Origin of the sequence: Glaciecola sp. SC05, from assembly GCF_041380235.1 — a bacterium.
Classification (GTDB): Bacteria; Pseudomonadota; Gammaproteobacteria; order Enterobacterales; family Alteromonadaceae; genus Glaciecola.
Genome location: NZ_JBGIYY010000003.1, coordinates 170,946 through 188,671, shown reverse-complemented (window position 1 = coordinate 188,671; position 17,726 = coordinate 170,946). Strand labels below are relative to the sequence as shown.

Below are 17,726 nucleotides of genomic sequence, written 5' to 3'. Positions count from 1 at the left end.
TTATTCAAGATAGTGAGTTTTTATTGTTGTCTAAGCAAATTACATCTAAGCAAATTATATCTAACTAAGTAATTATTTAGCTATGTAACGAGCGAAATATTTAGATGCTAAACGGGATAGATTATAGTATGTAAGTTAACGAGACATCAGCCTTTTTTGTGTGCTAATTGACATTAATATACCAAAACCCGCAAGCAGCGTAACCATCGATGTACCGCCATAACTGATTAGCGGCAAGGGTACGCCAACCACCGGTAACAATCCAGATACCATACCCATATTCACGAACACATAAACAAAAAAGGTCAGCGTGATACTGCCAGCTAATAATTTACTGAAAGCGTCCTGAGCCTTGTTAGCGATATATAAGCCCCGCAAAATAATACATAAATATATAATCAACAGACCAATTACGCCAATTAGACCAAACTCTTCGCTATACACAGCAAAGATAAAATCAGTATGGCGTTCAGGCAAAAACTCAAGCTGCGACTGCGTGCCCTGCAACCAGCCTTTACCTTCGACACCGCCTGAACCAATCGCGATCTTCGATTGAATGATATGATATCCGGCGCCAAGCGGGTCGCTTTCGGGGTTAATAAAAGTAGTCACTCTTTGTTTTTGGTACTCCTCCATCAAGAAAAACCACATGATGGGCGCAAACGCACCACCTAATAAGGCAATATAGCTGATTAACTTCCATGCCATTCCAGCTAAAAACAGCACAAATATCCCTGAGCTAGCAATTAATAATGAGGTGCCTAAATCCGGTTGTTTAGCAATTAAAATAGTGGGGATGAACACTAAAATAAAGCCTACAACAACGTCGCGATTACGCGGAGGCAAATCGCCTCTACTAATATACCAAGCGACCATTAAAGGTACTGCTAGTTTCATAATTTCAGAAGGCTGAAAGCGCACAAAACCAAAATCTAGCCAGCGCTGAGCACCTTTGCCAATATCACCAAACAGTAATACTCCAACTAGCATAAGCACGCCGATAACATAGGCATATATCGCAAAGCGTTGATAAAACATAATCGGTATTTGCGCTAGTATCACCATTACGGTAATCGCAAGACCTAAACGAACAAGCTGCCGATTAACGAGATCCCAGTCTTGCCCACCAGAGGAAAAAATTGTCAGTAGGCCAACTATCATAAGAGAGGCTAAGGAAAAGAGCAAAAATCCATCGATATGCACTTTTTCTAAAAATGAGCGCCGAGCAGGAGTAAAGGCCTTGCTCATTGTATGCTTTCGCTTTGAGGCTCTTGAGTCGACGTTTGAGCAATTTTTGCTGCGGTCGCTCGCTCAAAATAAAAGTCCATGACTCTTCTTGCCAATGGCGCAGCATTAGAGCTTCCCCCTCCTGCATTTTCTATGGTAACGGCGATGCTTATTTCTGGCCTGTCATAAGGCGCATAACCTACATACATAGCGTTGTCGCGCAGATATTCTGAGATGGCGTCTTCGTTATACTCTTCGTCTTGAGCAACGGTAAAAAGTTGCGCGGTGCCCGTTTTGCCAGCTGAAGTATAAGGAGTATTAAGGAAAGCCGTGCGCGCAGTTCCATGCTCTCTGTTGACCGTTCCATATAGGGAATCAAGCACCAAGTTCCAATTAGTTTCGTCAACGATGGTCATTGGTGGTTTCATTTCTACGGGCAAGTCTTGTACTTCACCCTCCAACATATAGCCTTTCAAAAGGCGCGGTACATGTCGCTCACCTTTGTTAACCAAAAAGTTAAGAGATTGAACCATCTGAATAGGTGTGGCGTTCCAATATCCTTGGCCGATGCCTATAGATATTGTGTCGCCGATATACCATGGCTCATTGAAACGTGCTCTTTTCCAGCCTCTGGAGGGTAAAATCGCCTCCGATTCTTCATACAAATCGAGGCCCGTGAACTGTCCAAATCCAAATTCGCTCATGCCTTCGTGAATGCGGTCAATACCCAACTTGAAGGCAAGATCATAGTAAAATATATCACAAGACACCTCAACCGAGCGGGTAACGCCAACCTCTCCATGCCCCCATTTTTTCCAATCCCGCCAAACGTGAGCGACATTTTTTAATTGATAAGTTCCGGTATCTTGGATGGTAGTGTCGGCGGTAATCACGCCTTCTTCCAAACCAATTAAGGCAAGATGTGCCTTAATTGTCGAGGCAGGAGGGTATCTGCCCTGCGTCGCACGGTTTAGCAGGGGACTGTATTTAGAATTAAGCAGTTTTGAATATTCCTTTTGACTAATTCCATGCACAAATAAGTTGGGGTCGTAGCTCGGGCTGCTGTAAAGCGCCAGCACGCCGCCCGTCCGAGGATCGGTTATCACTACCGAACCGCGTCTTCCGGCTAGTTCTTGTTGAGCTTTTTGCTGAAGCTCAATGTCGATATTCAACGCAATATCTTGACCTGGAATTGGTTCCTGAAAATCAAGTACTCTGATCACGCGCCCCTGATTATTTACCTCAACCTGTTGATACCCAACCTGACCGTGCAAGGTGTTTTCATGGAACTTTTCGACGCCTTGTTTACCGATGTCGTGGGTCGCCGCATAGTTGGCAGCTTGACCACTGTCTTCGAGTTTTGCAAGGTCTCGTTTGTTTATTCTGGCTACGTATCCAAGCATGTGGGTGAGGGTATCTTTGAATGGATAATAACGAGATAGCCTTGCTTCTATCGAAACGCCGGCGAATAGATGTTGGTTCGCGGCAAAAATAGCCACATCTTGTTGGCTTAATTGATTTCGTATTGCAACGGGTTTAAATCGGCGCTGACGTTTACGCTCTTGCTCAAAGCGATCAATTTCATCTTCGGTCAATTCCATCAGCGATGTAAGTTGAGCGATGGTATTGTCTAAATCATCTACTTCTTCGGGAATAATTTCTAAACTAAATACGGGTCTGTTTTCTGCAAGTATGACTCCATTACGATCATAAATTAGGCCGCGGTTAGGAGGAATTGGAAGAACTTTAATACGATTACCGTTGGAGCGGGTTTGGTAATCTTCGAACTGATTTACCTGTAAGTTATATAAGTTAACGATAATCAGGCTTAAAAATACAAGAACAAGCAACATCGATACAAATGTCCGCCGTGCAAAAAGATTTGCTTCGGCCGAATGATCACGAATTGTTTGTCTTTTTTTTCCCATTCTATTCTCTATGATAGGGATGATTTTGGGTAACTGACCATGCGCGATAAAGCGCTTCGGCAACGATGACTCTCACCAGTGGGTGTGGAAGCGTCAAGTCTGAGAGCGACCACTTCTGCTCAGCAGCGTCTTTGCATTCATTTGATAATCCTTCTGGACCACCAATCAACAGGCTTACGTCGCGACCATCTAACTTCCAACGCTCTAACTGCTCTGCAAGCATCGGCGTAGACCAAGACTTGCCGGTGACCTCTAAGGCCACTACACGGTTCCCTTTGGGAATACTTTGCAAACAACGCTGACCCTCATCAAAAATGGTCTTTTCGATGTTGGTGGTTTTGCCTCGTTTACCGGGAGTAATTTCAGTAAAGCTAACTCGACAGTCTGGTCCAAAGCGCTTGGTGTATTCATTAACGCCTTCGACCACCCAACCGGGCATTTTGTTCCCTACTGCAACAACTTGAATCTGCATATGTAAAGCTAATCTACTGCCAAAGCTTCTCAAGCTGGTAAAAATCCCGAGTATCATCTTGCATGACGTGGGCAACAACGTCGCCTAAGTCAACTAAGACCCACTCACCGGTTTCCTTGCCCTCTACACTAAGCGGAGGATGGCCAGCCAGTTTACTTTCTTTGATCAAGTTAGCGGCAATTGAGGATACATGTCTTTTTGAATTGCCAGAGCAAACAACCAGCGTATCGGTGATCGTGCTTTTTCCAACCACGTCGATAACAACGATATCGCGGGCTTTCATGTCTTCGATTTTATCAAGTACAAATTGTGTCAATGTTGAGTCTTTCAATCTTTTACCTTTATTAAGAATAAATGCGGTGGGCCTGAATATATTCGATGATGTCAGGCGTTAACCATTGTTCAGTAGATACGCCATCTGCTATTGCGCGGCGTATCATGGTTGATGAAATCTCGGTTTGCGGATTTAACACAAATACGACCTCACCTTGCTTCGATGCACGCAGTATACCGTTTATGCGTTGGTTTTGTGCATTTTGTGTCATTTTGTCGACTAAATAAAGCTGCTCGGGTAAGAGATGCCTAAGGTCATCGCTAATTGAGGGCAGTATTTCACGAGGAATATTTGCTTTATGGTACGATTCTAAAAAGCGTATAAGGCGCTGCTGAGTATTATCGTCTGCCAAGGGATATGTTGCTTCGCCCCTCATCATCACGACAATATGACATTTTTGCATCAGGGTGTGCGGCAAGTGCCAAGAGGCTAGGCCTAAAAACGCATCAAGTCCCATAATAAAACAAATAGCATGCTCTGGGTGTTGCTCACTCAGCGCACAAACGGTGTCCACAGAATAGCTTGGTGAATCGCGCATAACTTCAATCTTATTGACCAGCAAGCGACTATCTTGTCGCGCAAATATTTGGGTCATATTGAGCCGATGCTGAGCGCTTGAACAGGCCTGTTTGTGCACCGGAATATGACTTGGAATGAGCTCGCAGCTTTGCATATCTAAGGACTCAAGTACCGCTAGCAAAGGTTGCATATGACCATGGTGAGGGGGATCAAAGGTTCCGCCAAATACTGCTTTCAATAGTAATCGTTCGGGCGACTGCATTATGTGCTTAATGAAAAATGTTCTAAAGGAGCCGGTAAAAATAGCAGGGCTAAGTGACTCAACAATACGTATGGCTTGCTGATGCTCTCAGATTTTAACATCGCATCAGCTTGCTGTAGGTGCTTAATAAGGATCTGCAGGTGACCGCCGTTTAAACGCATTAGCGCCGCATTGTATAAGCTCTGCTTGTTTTGCCAAATGCGCATTTTCATAAACGGAATGGCTTCACCTCGCTGCATAAAGCCATAGCACTGTTCTAATAGTTGCGCTTCTTTTATGAGTGACCATAGTATGATGTTTGGCTCTAAGCCTTCACTTTCTAAACGATATAATATTTTAACGGCGCGCTGCATATTTCCAGCGAGCACCTCGTCTGCAAATTGAAATACCGTGAAGCGAGATTGATCAACGCTGGCCTGGCTCACCTGTTTTGCATCAATGGATTGCGCATTTGGGAACAATAAACCTAGTTTTTCTAACTCTTGATTGGCCGCCAGTAAATTACCTTCGTTCATGTCACAAATAAGGTGAATAGCATCTTCGCTTAAAGGCAATCCAATACCATTGGCTCTTTGCTTTAACCATTGGCTTAATTGGCCGCCCTGAAGCTCATAACAATGACAAAACCAAGCGTGATTAAGTAATTGTTTAAACCATTTGGCATTTTGCACGTCTTTGCCAATTTTAGGGCCTTGGATCAACAGTAAGGTATCAGCGCTAATAGTTTGCGAAATCTCCGTTAGCGTAGCTGCACCTTGTGTACCTGGCTTACCTGTTGGTAGCGTGAGTTCAATATATTGTTTATCTGAAAATAGCGACATTGCCTGAGTCGCATCTACCAATTGATGCCAAGAAAAATCGCTGTCAGCCACTAAAGTCTGACGCTCGTCAAAACCATGTTCTTTGGCCTTTTTTCGCAAGGCATCCAAGACATCTTGCTTTTGCTGTGGCTCATCGCCAAACAGTAAAACAATCGATGGTAGTGGGTTTTTCGCGAGATGAGCGCTAAATTGATTGGGTTTAAGCTGCACTAATTTGACCTTGAGCCAGAAGAGAGGGACTGTTGCGGCTGTCTTAAATTATATTGGCTCGACAATAGGCGCACCATTCTATCGGCTGATTCTATGCGCATTTCATCCATAACCAGCTCCAATTCACGCGATTTTGCTAGAATTTGCTGTGGGTCATCTTGATATTCACGCATGACTGAAAGACTATTGCTAATGGGCCTTGCGTTGGGAAATACCACTTGATAATTAACCGTGTATATCAACTCATACTCAGCTACCTGACCACTTGAAAATACCGATAGTAGGCGGCGCTCTAAATTCTCAGGCTGCAGATTAATCAATACGGTTGCCGCTGGGTCTAAGGTTTCTGCTAAATCGGACCCCGCAGTTATGCTACGAAGCTGATAAATCGGCAATCGCTCACTCAAGGCCCGAGAAAGTGGAGAAAACTGCAGGGAAGCATTTATCACCACAGTATCTATAGACTCTGGCAATGCCTGAGATCCACGTAAACTGAAGCCACAGCCGCCTATGATTAATGACATCAGCATTACTGCTATAAGGATAACACTGCGCAAAGTGCTTATAGTCAAATCTTTGCCTCCATAAGTTACTGCAAACGGCCTCTAGTTAGCCACGATATTGACAAGTTTTCCAGGCACTACTATGACTTTACGAACTGTTTTACCGTTGGTAAAGCTCACTACATTTTCGTGCGCCAGCGCCATTGCTTCAAGCTCTGGATTGGTAATGTCAGCAGGTACTGTGAGTTTAGCACGCACTTTGCCATTCACCTGTACGATGATCAGTTTTTCATCTTCTACCAACGCCGATTGGTCAACTGTAGGCCAAGCTTGTGTTTGCAATGCACTGGTCTGTTTAAGCAAGCCCCATAATGCTTCACAAATATGCGGCGTGTATGGATTTAACATCTTGGTTAAGGCGATAATACCTTCATGATAAATGGCTGTGTCTTGCGCGTCGTTTAGCTCATATTTTTGCAAGGCGTTTAGCAGTTCCATCATTTTTGCAACAGCAGTATTAAATGTTTGACGCCGCTCTACATCGTCGGTAATCGACTCAATTTTACTGTGCACTTCTTTGCGTAGCGCTTTTTGCTTCTTCGACAAGGCTTTGCTGTCAATCTGCGGCAAATCAGCCTGTAAGTGCTCTGAAGCAAACTCACTAACTAAGCGCCATAGTCTGCGTAAAAAACGATTAGCACCTTCAACACCCGATTCAATCCACTCTAAATCTTGCTCGGGTGGAGCTGCAAACATGGTGTAAAGTCGAATTGTATCAGCGCCATAAATGTCGATGACCTTTTGGGGGTCAATACCATTATTTTTAGACTTTGACATTTTTATCATGCCAGCGTACTGAACGGGAGCGCCTGTGTCGGTGACTACGCCGCCACAAATTCGGCCTTTGTCATCTCGCTCGACGGTGATACTGTCGGGCGCGTGCCAGATCTCTTTGCCGTTGTCTGCCTTTGAGTAAAACGCATTGGCTAACACCATGCCTTGGCATAGCAGGCGCTTAAAGGGTTCGTCTGACGAAACTAAATCTTCATCGCGAAGCAGTTTGTGGAAAAAACGCGCATACAAAAGATGCAATATTGCATGCTCTATACCGCCGATATATTGGTCGACGGGCAGCCAATAGTTGGCTTCTTTGGGGTCAAGCATCGCGTCGCTTGGCGCTGAGGCATAGCGTGCGTAGTACCAAGACGACTCCATGAATGTATCGAAGGTGTCAGTTTCTCGCAACATGGCTTTGCCATTATGCTGTGTTTGAGCCCACTGTGGATCTGCTTTAATCGGGGAGGTAACACCATCCATTACCACATCAGTAGGGAGTATTACGGGTAAATCTTGTTCTGCCACTGCATAGGAGTGGCCTTCTTCGTCGTTCACAATCGGAATCGGCGCACCCCAATAGCGCTGGCGGGACACGCCCCAATCACGCAAACGATAGTTGACGGTTTTCTTGCCTTTGTTCATTTGCGAAAGTTTGTCAGCTATGGCATCAAATGCACTTTCGAAAGACATTCCTGAATATTCCCCTGAATTAATCACGGTATGTTTTTCGCAATAGGCCGCTTTTGAAATATCAGCGTCGATGTCGTCTTGTTTAAACTCAACTACTTGTTTGATTGGCAAGTGATATTTTGTGGCAAATTCCCAGTCCCTTTGATCATGAGCCGGAACCGACATTACTGCGCCAGAGCCGTATCCCATCAGCACAAAATTTGCGATCCAAATCGGCATGGCGTCGCCGGTAAGTGGATGCGCGGCAAACAATCCAGTGTCTATGCCGAGCTTCTCCATGGTGGCTAACTCTGCTTCAGCTGTTTTTGTGTTTTTACACTTTTCAATAAATGCTGCGATTTGCGGATTATCTTCGCTTATAGACAAAGCAATAGGGTGCTGAGCAGCGATGGCTAAATAGGTAGCCCCATATAAGGTATCAGGTCGGGTAGTATAGACTTCTATGTCTTGATACCCAGCGGTCTCTTTAGCTAAGTCAAAACTAATTTCAACGCCTTCAGAGCGTCCAATCCAGTTGCGTTGTGCAGTTTTGACCTGTGCCGGCCAATCAGGCAATTTGTCTAGGTCGGCGAGCAGTTGTTCTGCATAGTCGGTGATTTTGATGAACCACTGCGGAATTTCTTTTTGTTCAACTAGTGCACCAGAGCGCCAGCCGCGCCCATCGATCACTTGTTCATTGGCAAGCACAGTTTGATCGACTGGGTCCCAATTAACCGTCGCATGTTTTTTATACACTAAGCCTTTTTCAAATAAACGCGTAAAAAACCATTGTTCCCAGCGATAGTACTCGGGATCGCAAGTGGTGACTTCTCTGCGCCAGTCATAACCAAAACCAAGTGCATTGAGTTGCCCTTTCATATATTCGATATTTTGCAGCGTCCATTTACTCGGCGCCGTTTTGTTTTCTATGGCTGCGTTTTCAGCAGGTAAGCCAAACGCATCCCAACCGATTGGTTGCAGGACATTTTTGCCCTGCATACGTTGAAAGCGGCTAACCACATCACCGATAGTATAATTGCGCACATGTCCCATATGCAGCCTGCCGCTAGGATAGGGAAACATCGACATGCAATAGTACTTCTCTTTTCCATCGTCTTGATTAGCCTCAAATACTTTTGTATTGATCCAATGCTGCTGAGCATCTTGCTCAATCGAACGGGGGTCATAGGTGTGCGCGCTGGTCGCATTTTCGTCGTAGCTGGACATCTAGTTTGCGATTCTCATTTATCGGTTTATTTTGGGGTTATAGAATACCTTGCCAAGCCTGCATATCACAAGCCTTTCTGTTAGTCGTGACAGTACATGCTTAAATATTTGCAGTCTATGATTAGATAATAAGATACACTTATCGCTAAGAGCGAAGCCCAGAGCCATCTCTAATACACATTGAACCCACATAACATCGATAAAGTTTTCTTATGACATTAAAAGACGTTGCACAAAGCACGCGACTAAAACATCACCAACTCTCAGCACGCATTTCATTTGCAGATTTGCCTATTGCCGACTCCGCTGACCTCGCAAACTCCGACCTACTGATTGGGCAGGAGCGAGCAAAGCGAGCTTTTGAGTTCGGTCTTGGAGTAACATCTCCGGGCTACAACATGTATGTAATGGGTGAGCAGGCAACCGGTAGATTTACTCTAATAAAAGAGTACATTCAGAATCATAAGTCACTTAATCACGAGTTGTTCGATTGGTTGTATCTTAATAATTTAGAAAATGAACGCGAACCCAAGGTTCTGAAAATGCCGGCGGGTGAAAGCACGGTTTTTGTACGTGATATAGAGACCCTGATTGACGAAGTATTGGCTACTTTTCCTGCATCCTATGAAAATCCTGGCTACCAACGCCGCAAAGCTGCTATTACGCGTCACTTTGAGCAAAAATACGACAAGGCGATTGATGAAGTCGAAAAACTGGCCTTTCAAAAAGGTATTGCCTTGGTAGAAGAAGGTAATAACATCAGTTTTGCGCCTATTGTTGAAGGGCAACCGGTCAGTGATGCTGACTTTTCGAGCCAGCCAGACCAAACGCGCGAACATTATTATCAACTGATTGATGAACTTGAAATTAGTTTAACCGAAGCCTTATTAGAACTCCCAGGTTGGCAACGAGAAGCAGCTGAGCAGCAAAAGACCTTAAAAATTCAGTTGGCGGAGCAGGGTGTGCGACCACTGATAAAAGATCTCGAGCAAAAGTACAGTAGCCATATCCCTATTTTAAAATATTTAAAACAACTTAAATCGCATATTGTCGAAACGATCGTAGAAACGCTTTCTCAAGAACATAAAGATGACAAACAAGATGAATTCGATCAACGCGCAATGTTAGTCGATATTTATTTGCCCAATAGTTTAGTAAACAACAAACAAAATGCGCGCATGCCCTTGGTATATGAAGCCAACCCAAGCTATCAAAATTTATTTGGTAAAATAGAATATACCAGCGTTCAGGGCTCGGTTTACACTAACTACAGAATGATCACTGCCGGTGCGCTACACAAAGCGAATGGCGGATATTTAGTGCTCGATGCTGACAAGTTACTCGCCCAAGCTCATGTGTGGGAAGCCTTAAAGCTGGCGCTTAAATTTGAGCGGATTAAATTAGAACTGCCACAGCAAGAAGTGGGGATGGTTAATTCCATCACTCAAAACCCAGAGCCTATTCCCTTGAGTTGCAAGCTCATATTGCTGGGCTCTAGAGATCTTTATTATACCCTGCAAGACTATGACCATGAGTATTCGGAGCTTTTTAGAGTGCTGGTGGATTTTGAAAATGAAATTGATTTGAATCCTCGCAATCTGCAGCATTTTTTGGCGCGCATCACCACAGAAGTTCATTCTTTAGGTTTAAGCTCAATCGATATTGACGCGGTTGAAAAACTTGCTCAACACAGTTTAAGAATATCTGAGCATCAATCGAAATTAAGCGCACGTTTTGCAGATATTTTAGAGCTGCTTCATGAAGCAAAATACTTCTGTGATAAGGCGATGCGTAATTTTTTATGTATAGAAGATATCAACGAAGCGCTAAGTGCAAAAAAAATGCGCACTGGTCGCGTAGCAGATAATTTTTTGCAAGATATTCAAGAAGGTCACGTGCTGATCAGCACATCTGGAGATGCGGTTGGCACCTTAAACGGTCTGACCGTATTGGAAGTAGGTGATACCGCCTTTGGTACACCCGCTCGCGTAACTGCAACGGTATATGCTGGCAGCACCGGCGTTGTCGATATTGAGCGAGAAGTTGAGTTAGGACAGTCTATTCACTCTAAAGGTGTATTGCTACTTACCGGTTACTTAGGCAACAAATATGCTCAGGAGTTTCCGCTTACGCTATCGGCAAATATTGCCTTAGAGCAATCTTACGGATATATCGACGGTGACAGTGCTTCATTGGGTGAGTTGATTGCTTTGATCTCAGCATTAACCGACATTCCATTAAAACAAAGTATCGCGATTACCGGCTCAATTAATCAGTTTGGCGAAGTTCAGGCTGTGGGTGGAATAAACGAAAAAATTGAAGGCTACTTCGAGCTCTGTAAAACCCGCGGGTTAAGCGGTGAACAAGGCGTGATTATTCCCTACTCTAATCGAGTGAATCTGATGTTAGGTGATGAAGTGAGTAAAGCGGTGGAAGAAAACCGCTTTCATATTTACACGGTAGAAGATGTGGACCAAGCCATTACTATCATGACTGGCAAGATTGCCGGCAAACTTAATACCCGCGGCAGATTCCCTAAACACTCAGTGCATGAACGTGCAGTGCATCGCTTGTTTTCAATTTATGCCACCGTCAATGGCGGTCATGACGATTAATTAATTTTGCCTTAAAGCCTAGCCAAAACGATTGGCTTACTTTGGCGGCATTCTTAAGCCGCCATCTAAACGAATGGTCTCAGCGTTTAAATATTTATTTTCAAAGATATGCAGCACTAACTTAGCAAACTCTTCGGGTAAACCAAGTCGCTTAGGAAATTGCACGTTAGCGGTTAGGGCGTCTTGCACTTTATCAGGCATGGCTAATAGCATTGGAGTCCCCATTACGCCTGGCGCAATAGTATTAACCCGGATGCCCAATGGGGCTAAATCTCTTGCCATTGGCAAGCACAAACCAATAATACCGCCTTTACTGGCGGCGTAAGCAGTTTGACCGATTTGCCCTTCATATCCAGCCACTGATGCAGTGTTAATAATCAGGCCGCGCTCTGCTGACTCACCGTCCACTTCATTTTTTGCGAAGTAAGACGCAACTACACGGGCAACATTGAACGAACCAACTAAGTTGATATTGATGGCTTTGGCAAAGTCTCCAAGAGGCATTGGGTTACCCTCTCTGTCTAAGGTACGTTTGGCCGGCGCCACGCCAGCGCAGTTTAAACATAGACGAATGTTTGTATGCTCTGCAAATATGGTCGCCATAACGGCTTCGACTCCCGCTTCGTCGGTCACATTGAGCGCGTAAAATGCGCAGTTCTGTGCTCCAAATTCTGCGATGCGTTGCTGACCTGCTTGGGCGTTCATATCAAGCATGACCACTTTCCAGCCGGCGTCAATTAGGGCTTTGCTTGTTGCATAGCCTAATCCTGAAGACCCGCCAGTGACGATAGCTGTTGTAGCAGACATAATTATTCCTTGGGTTTAGCGACGTGGAAGGGTAATTTTGGCGTCTTCACTGGGTCGATAGATGACGAGTACATGCCCAATGCTTTGCACTTTTTCAGATTTGGTTTCACCCACTATGGCGTCCATGATGAGTGCTTTTTCTTCGCGGTCATTCGAAGGTACCTTAACCTTAATCAGCTCATGGTGAGCGAGTGCATTTTCAATTTCTGCTACAACGCCTTCTGTAAGTCCGTTATTGCCAAGCTGAATGACTGGTTTAAGTGGGTGTGCTAAGCCTTTTAGATATTGCTTTTGTTTCGTTGTTAAATGCATGAACCTGACTAATATTAGTAGAGTAATGGATTGAATGATTGATTATCAATCAATTCAGCCTTGAATTTTTGTATTCTACCTTCACTTATAAGGTATTGCGACACTCAGAGCCTGATTTTCGCAAAAAGCATCGTTTAGGTCAGATTTTTCGCGTGCTTAGGTGTGTTAGGGTACTTAAATCCGGCTTTTGTGAAAAATATCTTTCTTTTTTAAGAATATGGCACGCATATCGCTTGCAGATTTAAACCGGCAAATAAATAAAGACCTCGTGTGCACAGTGGAGCGAATCGCTTACAGCGCAAAATGCACAATATGCACTATTTGATCTATTGTTGACCGAAATTGTTAGGAACAACGTAGTTAATGTGTTGTCGTATTATTTAGCAAACAATTGATATACGAAAGAGTAGTAGAGGGCTGTGAAAGATGTTAGAGGAAGTGGGCCGCTAACGAAGGGGTTGTGCGCATACAAATGGGCAATTTATAAGTGTGTAAAGGTCACTAATAGCAAGTATCTTGGTGGCACTCGTAAACAAAGTATAGTAGTCTTGCAGGCAGGCTGTTCAAGCATGAAGGTCTGCATTCAATTTTAAATTAAGCTTATTGACTAGAGGTAAGTAGCGTTGAGCGACATGGCAAAAAATCTCATCTTGTGGTTATTCATTGCAGTTGTGCTAATGATGGTGTTCAAGAATTTTTCTGGACAAGAAGCAGTCCGAGCACAAACTGACTACACCACGTTCCTGTCTGAAGTACAGCGCGGTGACATTCGCGAAGTGACAATCAGTCAAAATGAAATCAAAGGAATCAAGCGCAACGGCGAGTCCTTTGTGACTTACATTCCTTATCGCGATGACCAGTTAATGTCTGATCTTGCGAAGAACGACGTCAGGGCGTTTGGCAAAGAGCCAGACAAGCCTAACTTCTTAGCGCAAATATTTATCTCATGGTTTCCGATGTTGTTGCTTATTGGCGTATGGATTTTCTTTATGCGTCAGATGCAGGGCGGCGGCGGTCGCGGTGCGATGTCATTCGGTAAAAGCAAAGCCAAGTTACTAAGCGAAGAGCAGATTAAAACGACTTTTGCAGACGTAGCAGGCTGTGATGAAGCCAAAGAAGACGTATCGGAATTAGTCGATTTTTTACGAGACCCAACCAAATTTCAAAAATTAGGTGGCAAGATCCCTAAAGGTATTTTGATGGTCGGTCCTCCAGGAACCGGTAAAACACTTTTAGCAAAAGCCATTGCCGGTGAAGCTAAGGTGCCATTCTTCGCAATTTCTGGTTCAGACTTTGTCGAGATGTTCGTGGGTGTGGGTGCTTCACGAGTGCGTGACATGTTCGAACAGGCCAAAAAAGCTTCCCCTTGCATCATCTTCATCGATGAAATCGATGCGGTAGGTCGTCAACGTGGCGCGGGTTTAGGCGGCGGGCATGATGAGCGCGAACAAACCCTTAATCAAATGTTAGTTGAGATGGATGGATTTGAAGGACACGAAGGCATCATCGTTATCGCAGCAACAAACCGTCCTGACGTATTGGACCCTGCTTTACTGCGTCCAGGCAGATTTGATCGCCAGGTTGTGGTTGGTTTGCCTGACATACGTGGACGCGAACAAATACTCAAAGTACACATGCGCAAAGTGCCGCTAGGCGACGATGTTGAAGCATCTGTAATAGCCCGCGGTACGCCAGGATTCTCTGGTGCAGATTTAGCAAACCTAGTAAACGAAGCTGCGCTGTTTGCTGCTCGTACTAACCGTCGCGTTGTATCGATGGAAGAGTTTGATAAAGCAAAAGACAAGATCATGATGGGCGCAGAGCGCAAATCTATGGTCATGACGGAAGAAGAAAAAGCCATGACTGCTTATCATGAAGCGGGTCATGCCATTGTTGGCCGTCTCGTACCAGAACATGATCCGGTGTATAAGGTGTCTATTATTCCTCGCGGTAGAGCGCTTGGTGTAACTATGTATTTGCCCGAGCAAGACCGCGTAAGCTACAACAAACGACATCTCGAGAGTATGATTTCGAGCCTTTATGGTGGTCGCTTGGCCGAAGAGATTATTTACGGTGAAGAAATGGTAACAACGGGTGCTTCAAACGATATTGAGCGCGCCACCGACATTGCCAAGAAGATGGTGACGCAGTGGGGTCTTTCATCAAAATTGGGCGCACAACTATTTGCTGAAGAAGAAGGGCAAGTGTTTTTAGGTCGCTCTGTGACAAAGTCATCTAGCATGTCAGATGAAACTGCACGCATGATTGATGCCGAGATAAAGTTGTTGATTGATCGTAACTACAAACGTGCTGAGCAGATGTTGCGCGACAATATGGACATTCTGCATGCGATGAAAGATGCATTAATGAAGTATGAAACGATTGATGCCAGACAAATAGACGACTTGATGGCGCGAAGAGAAGTGCGTCAACCAGCCGACTGGGATAAAGACGAACGTTCTAACTCTGCACCTCCGTCTGGTGGTGACAAGCTTGACGTTGGCCGTAAAGATGAGCCGAAAGCCGACGGCGAAGGTGAAGCAAACCCATCAAATTAAATTTTGGTATACATTAAAACACCGGTCTTTTAAGGCCGGTGTTTTTGTTTTTGCAGTATATTTTTGCACTTTTCGACTGACTATGTGTCAACTGTTCATACAATTACGGTATGATACGGCGCTAGCATTTCGCTCAGGTACATAACGAATGATGACATTTAAAGATAAGACCGTTGTTTTCGATTCACCAAAAATTATGGGTATATTAAATGTCACCCCTGATTCATTTTCTGACGGTGGGCAGTTTAACGAATTGGATGCCGCTCTCAGACACACTCAAAACATGCTGGAACACGGCGCAACATTTATAGATGTTGGCGGAGAATCTACTCGCCCTGGTGCCACTCCTGTTAGTCTCTCGCAAGAGTTAGATAGAGTTATCCCAGTGATCGCTGCCATAGCCTCACGCTTTGACGTTATTATTTCAATAGATACCAGCAAAGCAGAAGTGATGAAAGAAGCCGTTAGCAATGGTGCTGGTTTGATAAACGACGTAAGAGCGCTACGCGAGCCCAACGCACTTCAAACGGCTGCTGAGTTAGCAATTAAACACAATATCCCAAGCTGTATTATGCATATGCAGGGTAAGCCTGAAACCATGCAAATTGCGCCCAAGTATGACTCAGTTGTAGACACTATTACGGGTTTTTTCAGTGAACAAATTGCACGCCTAACTGACGCTGGTTTTCACTACAAACAAATAATGCTAGACCCAGGCTTTGGGTTTGGTAAAACTCTCGATCATAATTTTGAAATGCTAAAACACTTCGTGCATTTTACTCAGTTTGATTTACCGGTATTAGCCGGTTTGTCGAGAAAGTCGATGATTGGTAAACTGCTCAGCCGAGAAGTAAATGATCGCTTGGCAGGGGATATCACCGTCAATACAATTGCAGCGCTTGCTGGTGCAAGCGTACTAAGAGTTCACGATGTGAAAGAGGCCATGGATGTGGCCCAAATAATACGAAAATTAAATCAAATAAATTAATCAAGGAATGCGCATGTCGACAAGACAGTATTTTGGTACCGATGGTATCCGTGGCAAAGTAGGTGAGAGTGTAATTAACCCTGAGTTTGTAATTAAGCTCGGCTGGGCGGCAGGTAAAATCCTTGCCGGCACTGGCACTAACAAGGTGTTAATTGGCAAAGACACACGTATCAGCGGATATATGCTTGAGTCTGCTCTCGAGGCCGGACTGTCTGCGGCTGGCATAAATATTGGTTTGCTAGGGCCGATGCCGACTCCAGCAATCGCGTATTTAACCAAAACCTTTCGCTCTGAAGCGGGTATTGTAATCAGTGCATCACACAATCCTTATTACGACAACGGCATCAAGTTTTTCTCTTCTAATGGTCAAAAGCTAGACGATGACATTGAGATTGCTATTGAGCAACAAATGAAATTACCTATGACCTGCGTAGCAAGTGACAAACTTGGTAAGGCGAGTCGCATCAACGATGCCGCAGGGCGCTACATAGAATATTGCAAAGGTACTTTTCCATCGGACCTATCATTGCGCGGAATGAAAATTGTGGTCGATTGTGCGCACGGTGCAACTTATCATATTGCACCCAACGTTCTTTCAGAATTAGGTGCCACGGTTATCGAAATTGGCACCGATCCTGATGGTTTAAACATTAACCACCAAGTAGGCGCAACGTCTTTGAGATCGACTATTCAAGCGGTTAAAAAGCACGGTGCCGATTTTGGATTTGCGCTGGATGGTGACGGTGACCGGATTATGATGGTTGATGAACATTGTAATGTAATTGATGGTGACCAAATTATTTTTATCATCGCGCGCGATGCATTGAAGTCCGGAAACTTACAAGGTGGCGTGGTTGGCACTAAAATGTCGAATTTAGGCATGGAGATAGCCTTAGAGCAGTTGGGCGTGCCTTTTGAACGCGCAGACGTAGGTGACCGTTATGTTATTGAGCTGCTTAATCGTCATGGCTGGTGTATCGGCGGTGAGAATTCGGGGCATGTTTTGAATTTACAATATGCTACTACTGGCGACGGAATTATTGCAGGTCTGCAAGTCATTGCCGCCATGTTAAGAGCAAACATGTCCTTAAGTGAAATATCTTCTGGATTTAAGAAGTTTCCGCAAACGCTGATAAATGTGAAATTCAAAGACGCAGGTCAAAATCCATTGAACTCTGACAGGGTTAAAAATGCGGTGATTGCAGCGGAGAAAAGCATGGGTAATAGCGGCAGGGTGCTGTTACGAAAAAGCGGTACAGAGCCTTTAATTAGAGTAATGGTAGAGGCGCAAGATAAAGACATGTCTGAAACTTGGGCTAATAAGATTGCGGATGAAGTAAAAGCGCTCGCGGGCAAGTAAATTTTTCACATTAGCCGCTTGTATATTTGGCTATGGTTAGTTAATATCAGCGCCGCTTTGCGCGCGGGTGCACGAAA

General features: G+C 44.5%; 14 protein-coding genes. 4 read left to right on the top strand and 10 right to left on the bottom strand.

Annotation, left to right across the window (positions count from 1 at the left end):
- Positions 1 to 135: 135 nt before the first annotated feature.
- From rodA to leuS, 8 genes are all read right to left on the bottom strand, one after another.
- Positions 136 to 1,248, bottom strand: a complete 1,113-nt coding sequence (rodA, locus tag AB9H30_RS04100; protein ID WP_371193372.1) for a rod shape-determining protein RodA — start codon at positions 1,246 to 1,248, stop codon at positions 136 to 138.
- A complete protein-coding gene (gene mrdA, locus AB9H30_RS04095) occupies positions 1,245 to 3,155 on the bottom strand; it encodes a penicillin-binding protein 2 (protein WP_371193371.1) in 1,911 nt (636 codons plus the stop codon). Before mrdA ends, rodA begins: the two co-directional genes overlap by 4 nt.
- 1 nt (position 3,156) lies before the next feature.
- The gene (gene rlmH, locus AB9H30_RS04090; RefSeq protein WP_371193370.1) at positions 3,157 to 3,627 is read right to left on the bottom strand and encodes a 23S rRNA (pseudouridine(1915)-N(3))-methyltransferase RlmH; all 471 of its coding nucleotides are present in this window, start codon (positions 3,625 to 3,627) and stop codon (positions 3,157 to 3,159) included.
- 13 nt (positions 3,628 to 3,640) lie between these two features.
- Positions 3,641 to 3,958 (bottom strand): ribosome silencing factor, encoded by a 318-nt coding sequence (gene rsfS / locus AB9H30_RS04085; protein ID WP_371193369.1) that lies wholly within the window; start codon positions 3,956 to 3,958, stop codon positions 3,641 to 3,643.
- A gap of 13 nt (positions 3,959 to 3,971) precedes the next feature.
- Entirely contained in the window at positions 3,972 to 4,742 is a 771-nt protein-coding gene (gene nadD, locus AB9H30_RS04080; protein WP_371193368.1) for a nicotinate (nicotinamide) nucleotide adenylyltransferase, read from the bottom strand.
- The gene (gene holA, locus AB9H30_RS04075; protein ID WP_371193367.1) at positions 4,742 to 5,773 is read right to left on the bottom strand and encodes a DNA polymerase III subunit delta; all 1,032 of its coding nucleotides are present in this window, start codon (positions 5,771 to 5,773) and stop codon (positions 4,742 to 4,744) included. The genes nadD and holA overlap by 1 nt, the downstream gene beginning before the upstream one ends.
- A complete protein-coding gene (gene lptE, locus AB9H30_RS04070; protein WP_371193366.1) occupies positions 5,773 to 6,297 on the bottom strand; it encodes an LPS assembly lipoprotein LptE in 525 nt (174 codons plus the stop codon). Before lptE ends, holA begins: the two co-directional genes overlap by 1 nt.
- 81 nt (positions 6,298 to 6,378) lie before the next feature.
- Positions 6,379 to 9,009 (bottom strand): leucine--tRNA ligase, encoded by a 2,631-nt coding sequence (gene leuS, locus AB9H30_RS04065; protein ID WP_371193365.1) that lies wholly within the window; start codon positions 9,007 to 9,009, stop codon positions 6,379 to 6,381.
- A gap of 212 nt (positions 9,010 to 9,221) precedes the next feature.
- On the opposite strand from leuS, the gene AB9H30_RS04060 reads away from it, so the two are divergent.
- Positions 9,222 to 11,624, top strand: a complete 2,403-nt coding sequence (locus AB9H30_RS04060) for a Lon protease family protein (protein ID WP_371193364.1) — start codon at positions 9,222 to 9,224, stop codon at positions 11,622 to 11,624.
- Between the two features lie 36 nt (positions 11,625 to 11,660).
- On the opposite strand, the gene AB9H30_RS04055 is transcribed toward AB9H30_RS04060, so the two are convergent.
- Positions 11,661 to 12,437: an SDR family NAD(P)-dependent oxidoreductase gene (locus AB9H30_RS04055; protein ID WP_371193479.1), complete on the bottom strand. Its 777-nt coding sequence runs from the start codon at positions 12,435 to 12,437 to the stop codon at positions 11,661 to 11,663.
- 9 nt (positions 12,438 to 12,446) lie between these two features.
- A complete protein-coding gene (yhbY, locus tag AB9H30_RS04050) occupies positions 12,447 to 12,743 on the bottom strand; it encodes a ribosome assembly RNA-binding protein YhbY (RefSeq protein WP_371193363.1) in 297 nt (98 codons plus the stop codon).
- A gap of 623 nt (positions 12,744 to 13,366) precedes the next feature.
- On the opposite strand from yhbY, the gene ftsH reads away from it, so the two are divergent.
- The 3 genes from ftsH to glmM all read left to right on the top strand — a co-directional run bounded on the left by ftsH (position 13,367) and on the right by glmM (position 17,649).
- A complete protein-coding gene (ftsH, locus tag AB9H30_RS04045) occupies positions 13,367 to 15,301 on the top strand; it encodes an ATP-dependent zinc metalloprotease FtsH (protein ID WP_371193362.1) in 1,935 nt (644 codons plus the stop codon).
- Positions 15,302 to 15,452: 151 nt separating this feature from the next.
- A complete protein-coding gene (gene folP / locus AB9H30_RS04040) occupies positions 15,453 to 16,289 on the top strand; it encodes a dihydropteroate synthase (protein WP_371193478.1) in 837 nt (278 codons plus the stop codon).
- Positions 16,290 to 16,302: 13 nt separating this feature from the next.
- Positions 16,303 to 17,649 carry a phosphoglucosamine mutase gene (gene glmM / locus AB9H30_RS04035; protein ID WP_371193361.1) on the top strand — a complete coding sequence of 449 codons (1,347 nt, stop codon included), beginning with the start codon at positions 16,303 to 16,305 and terminating at the stop codon, positions 17,647 to 17,649.
- Positions 17,650 to 17,726: the final 77 nt, after the last annotated feature.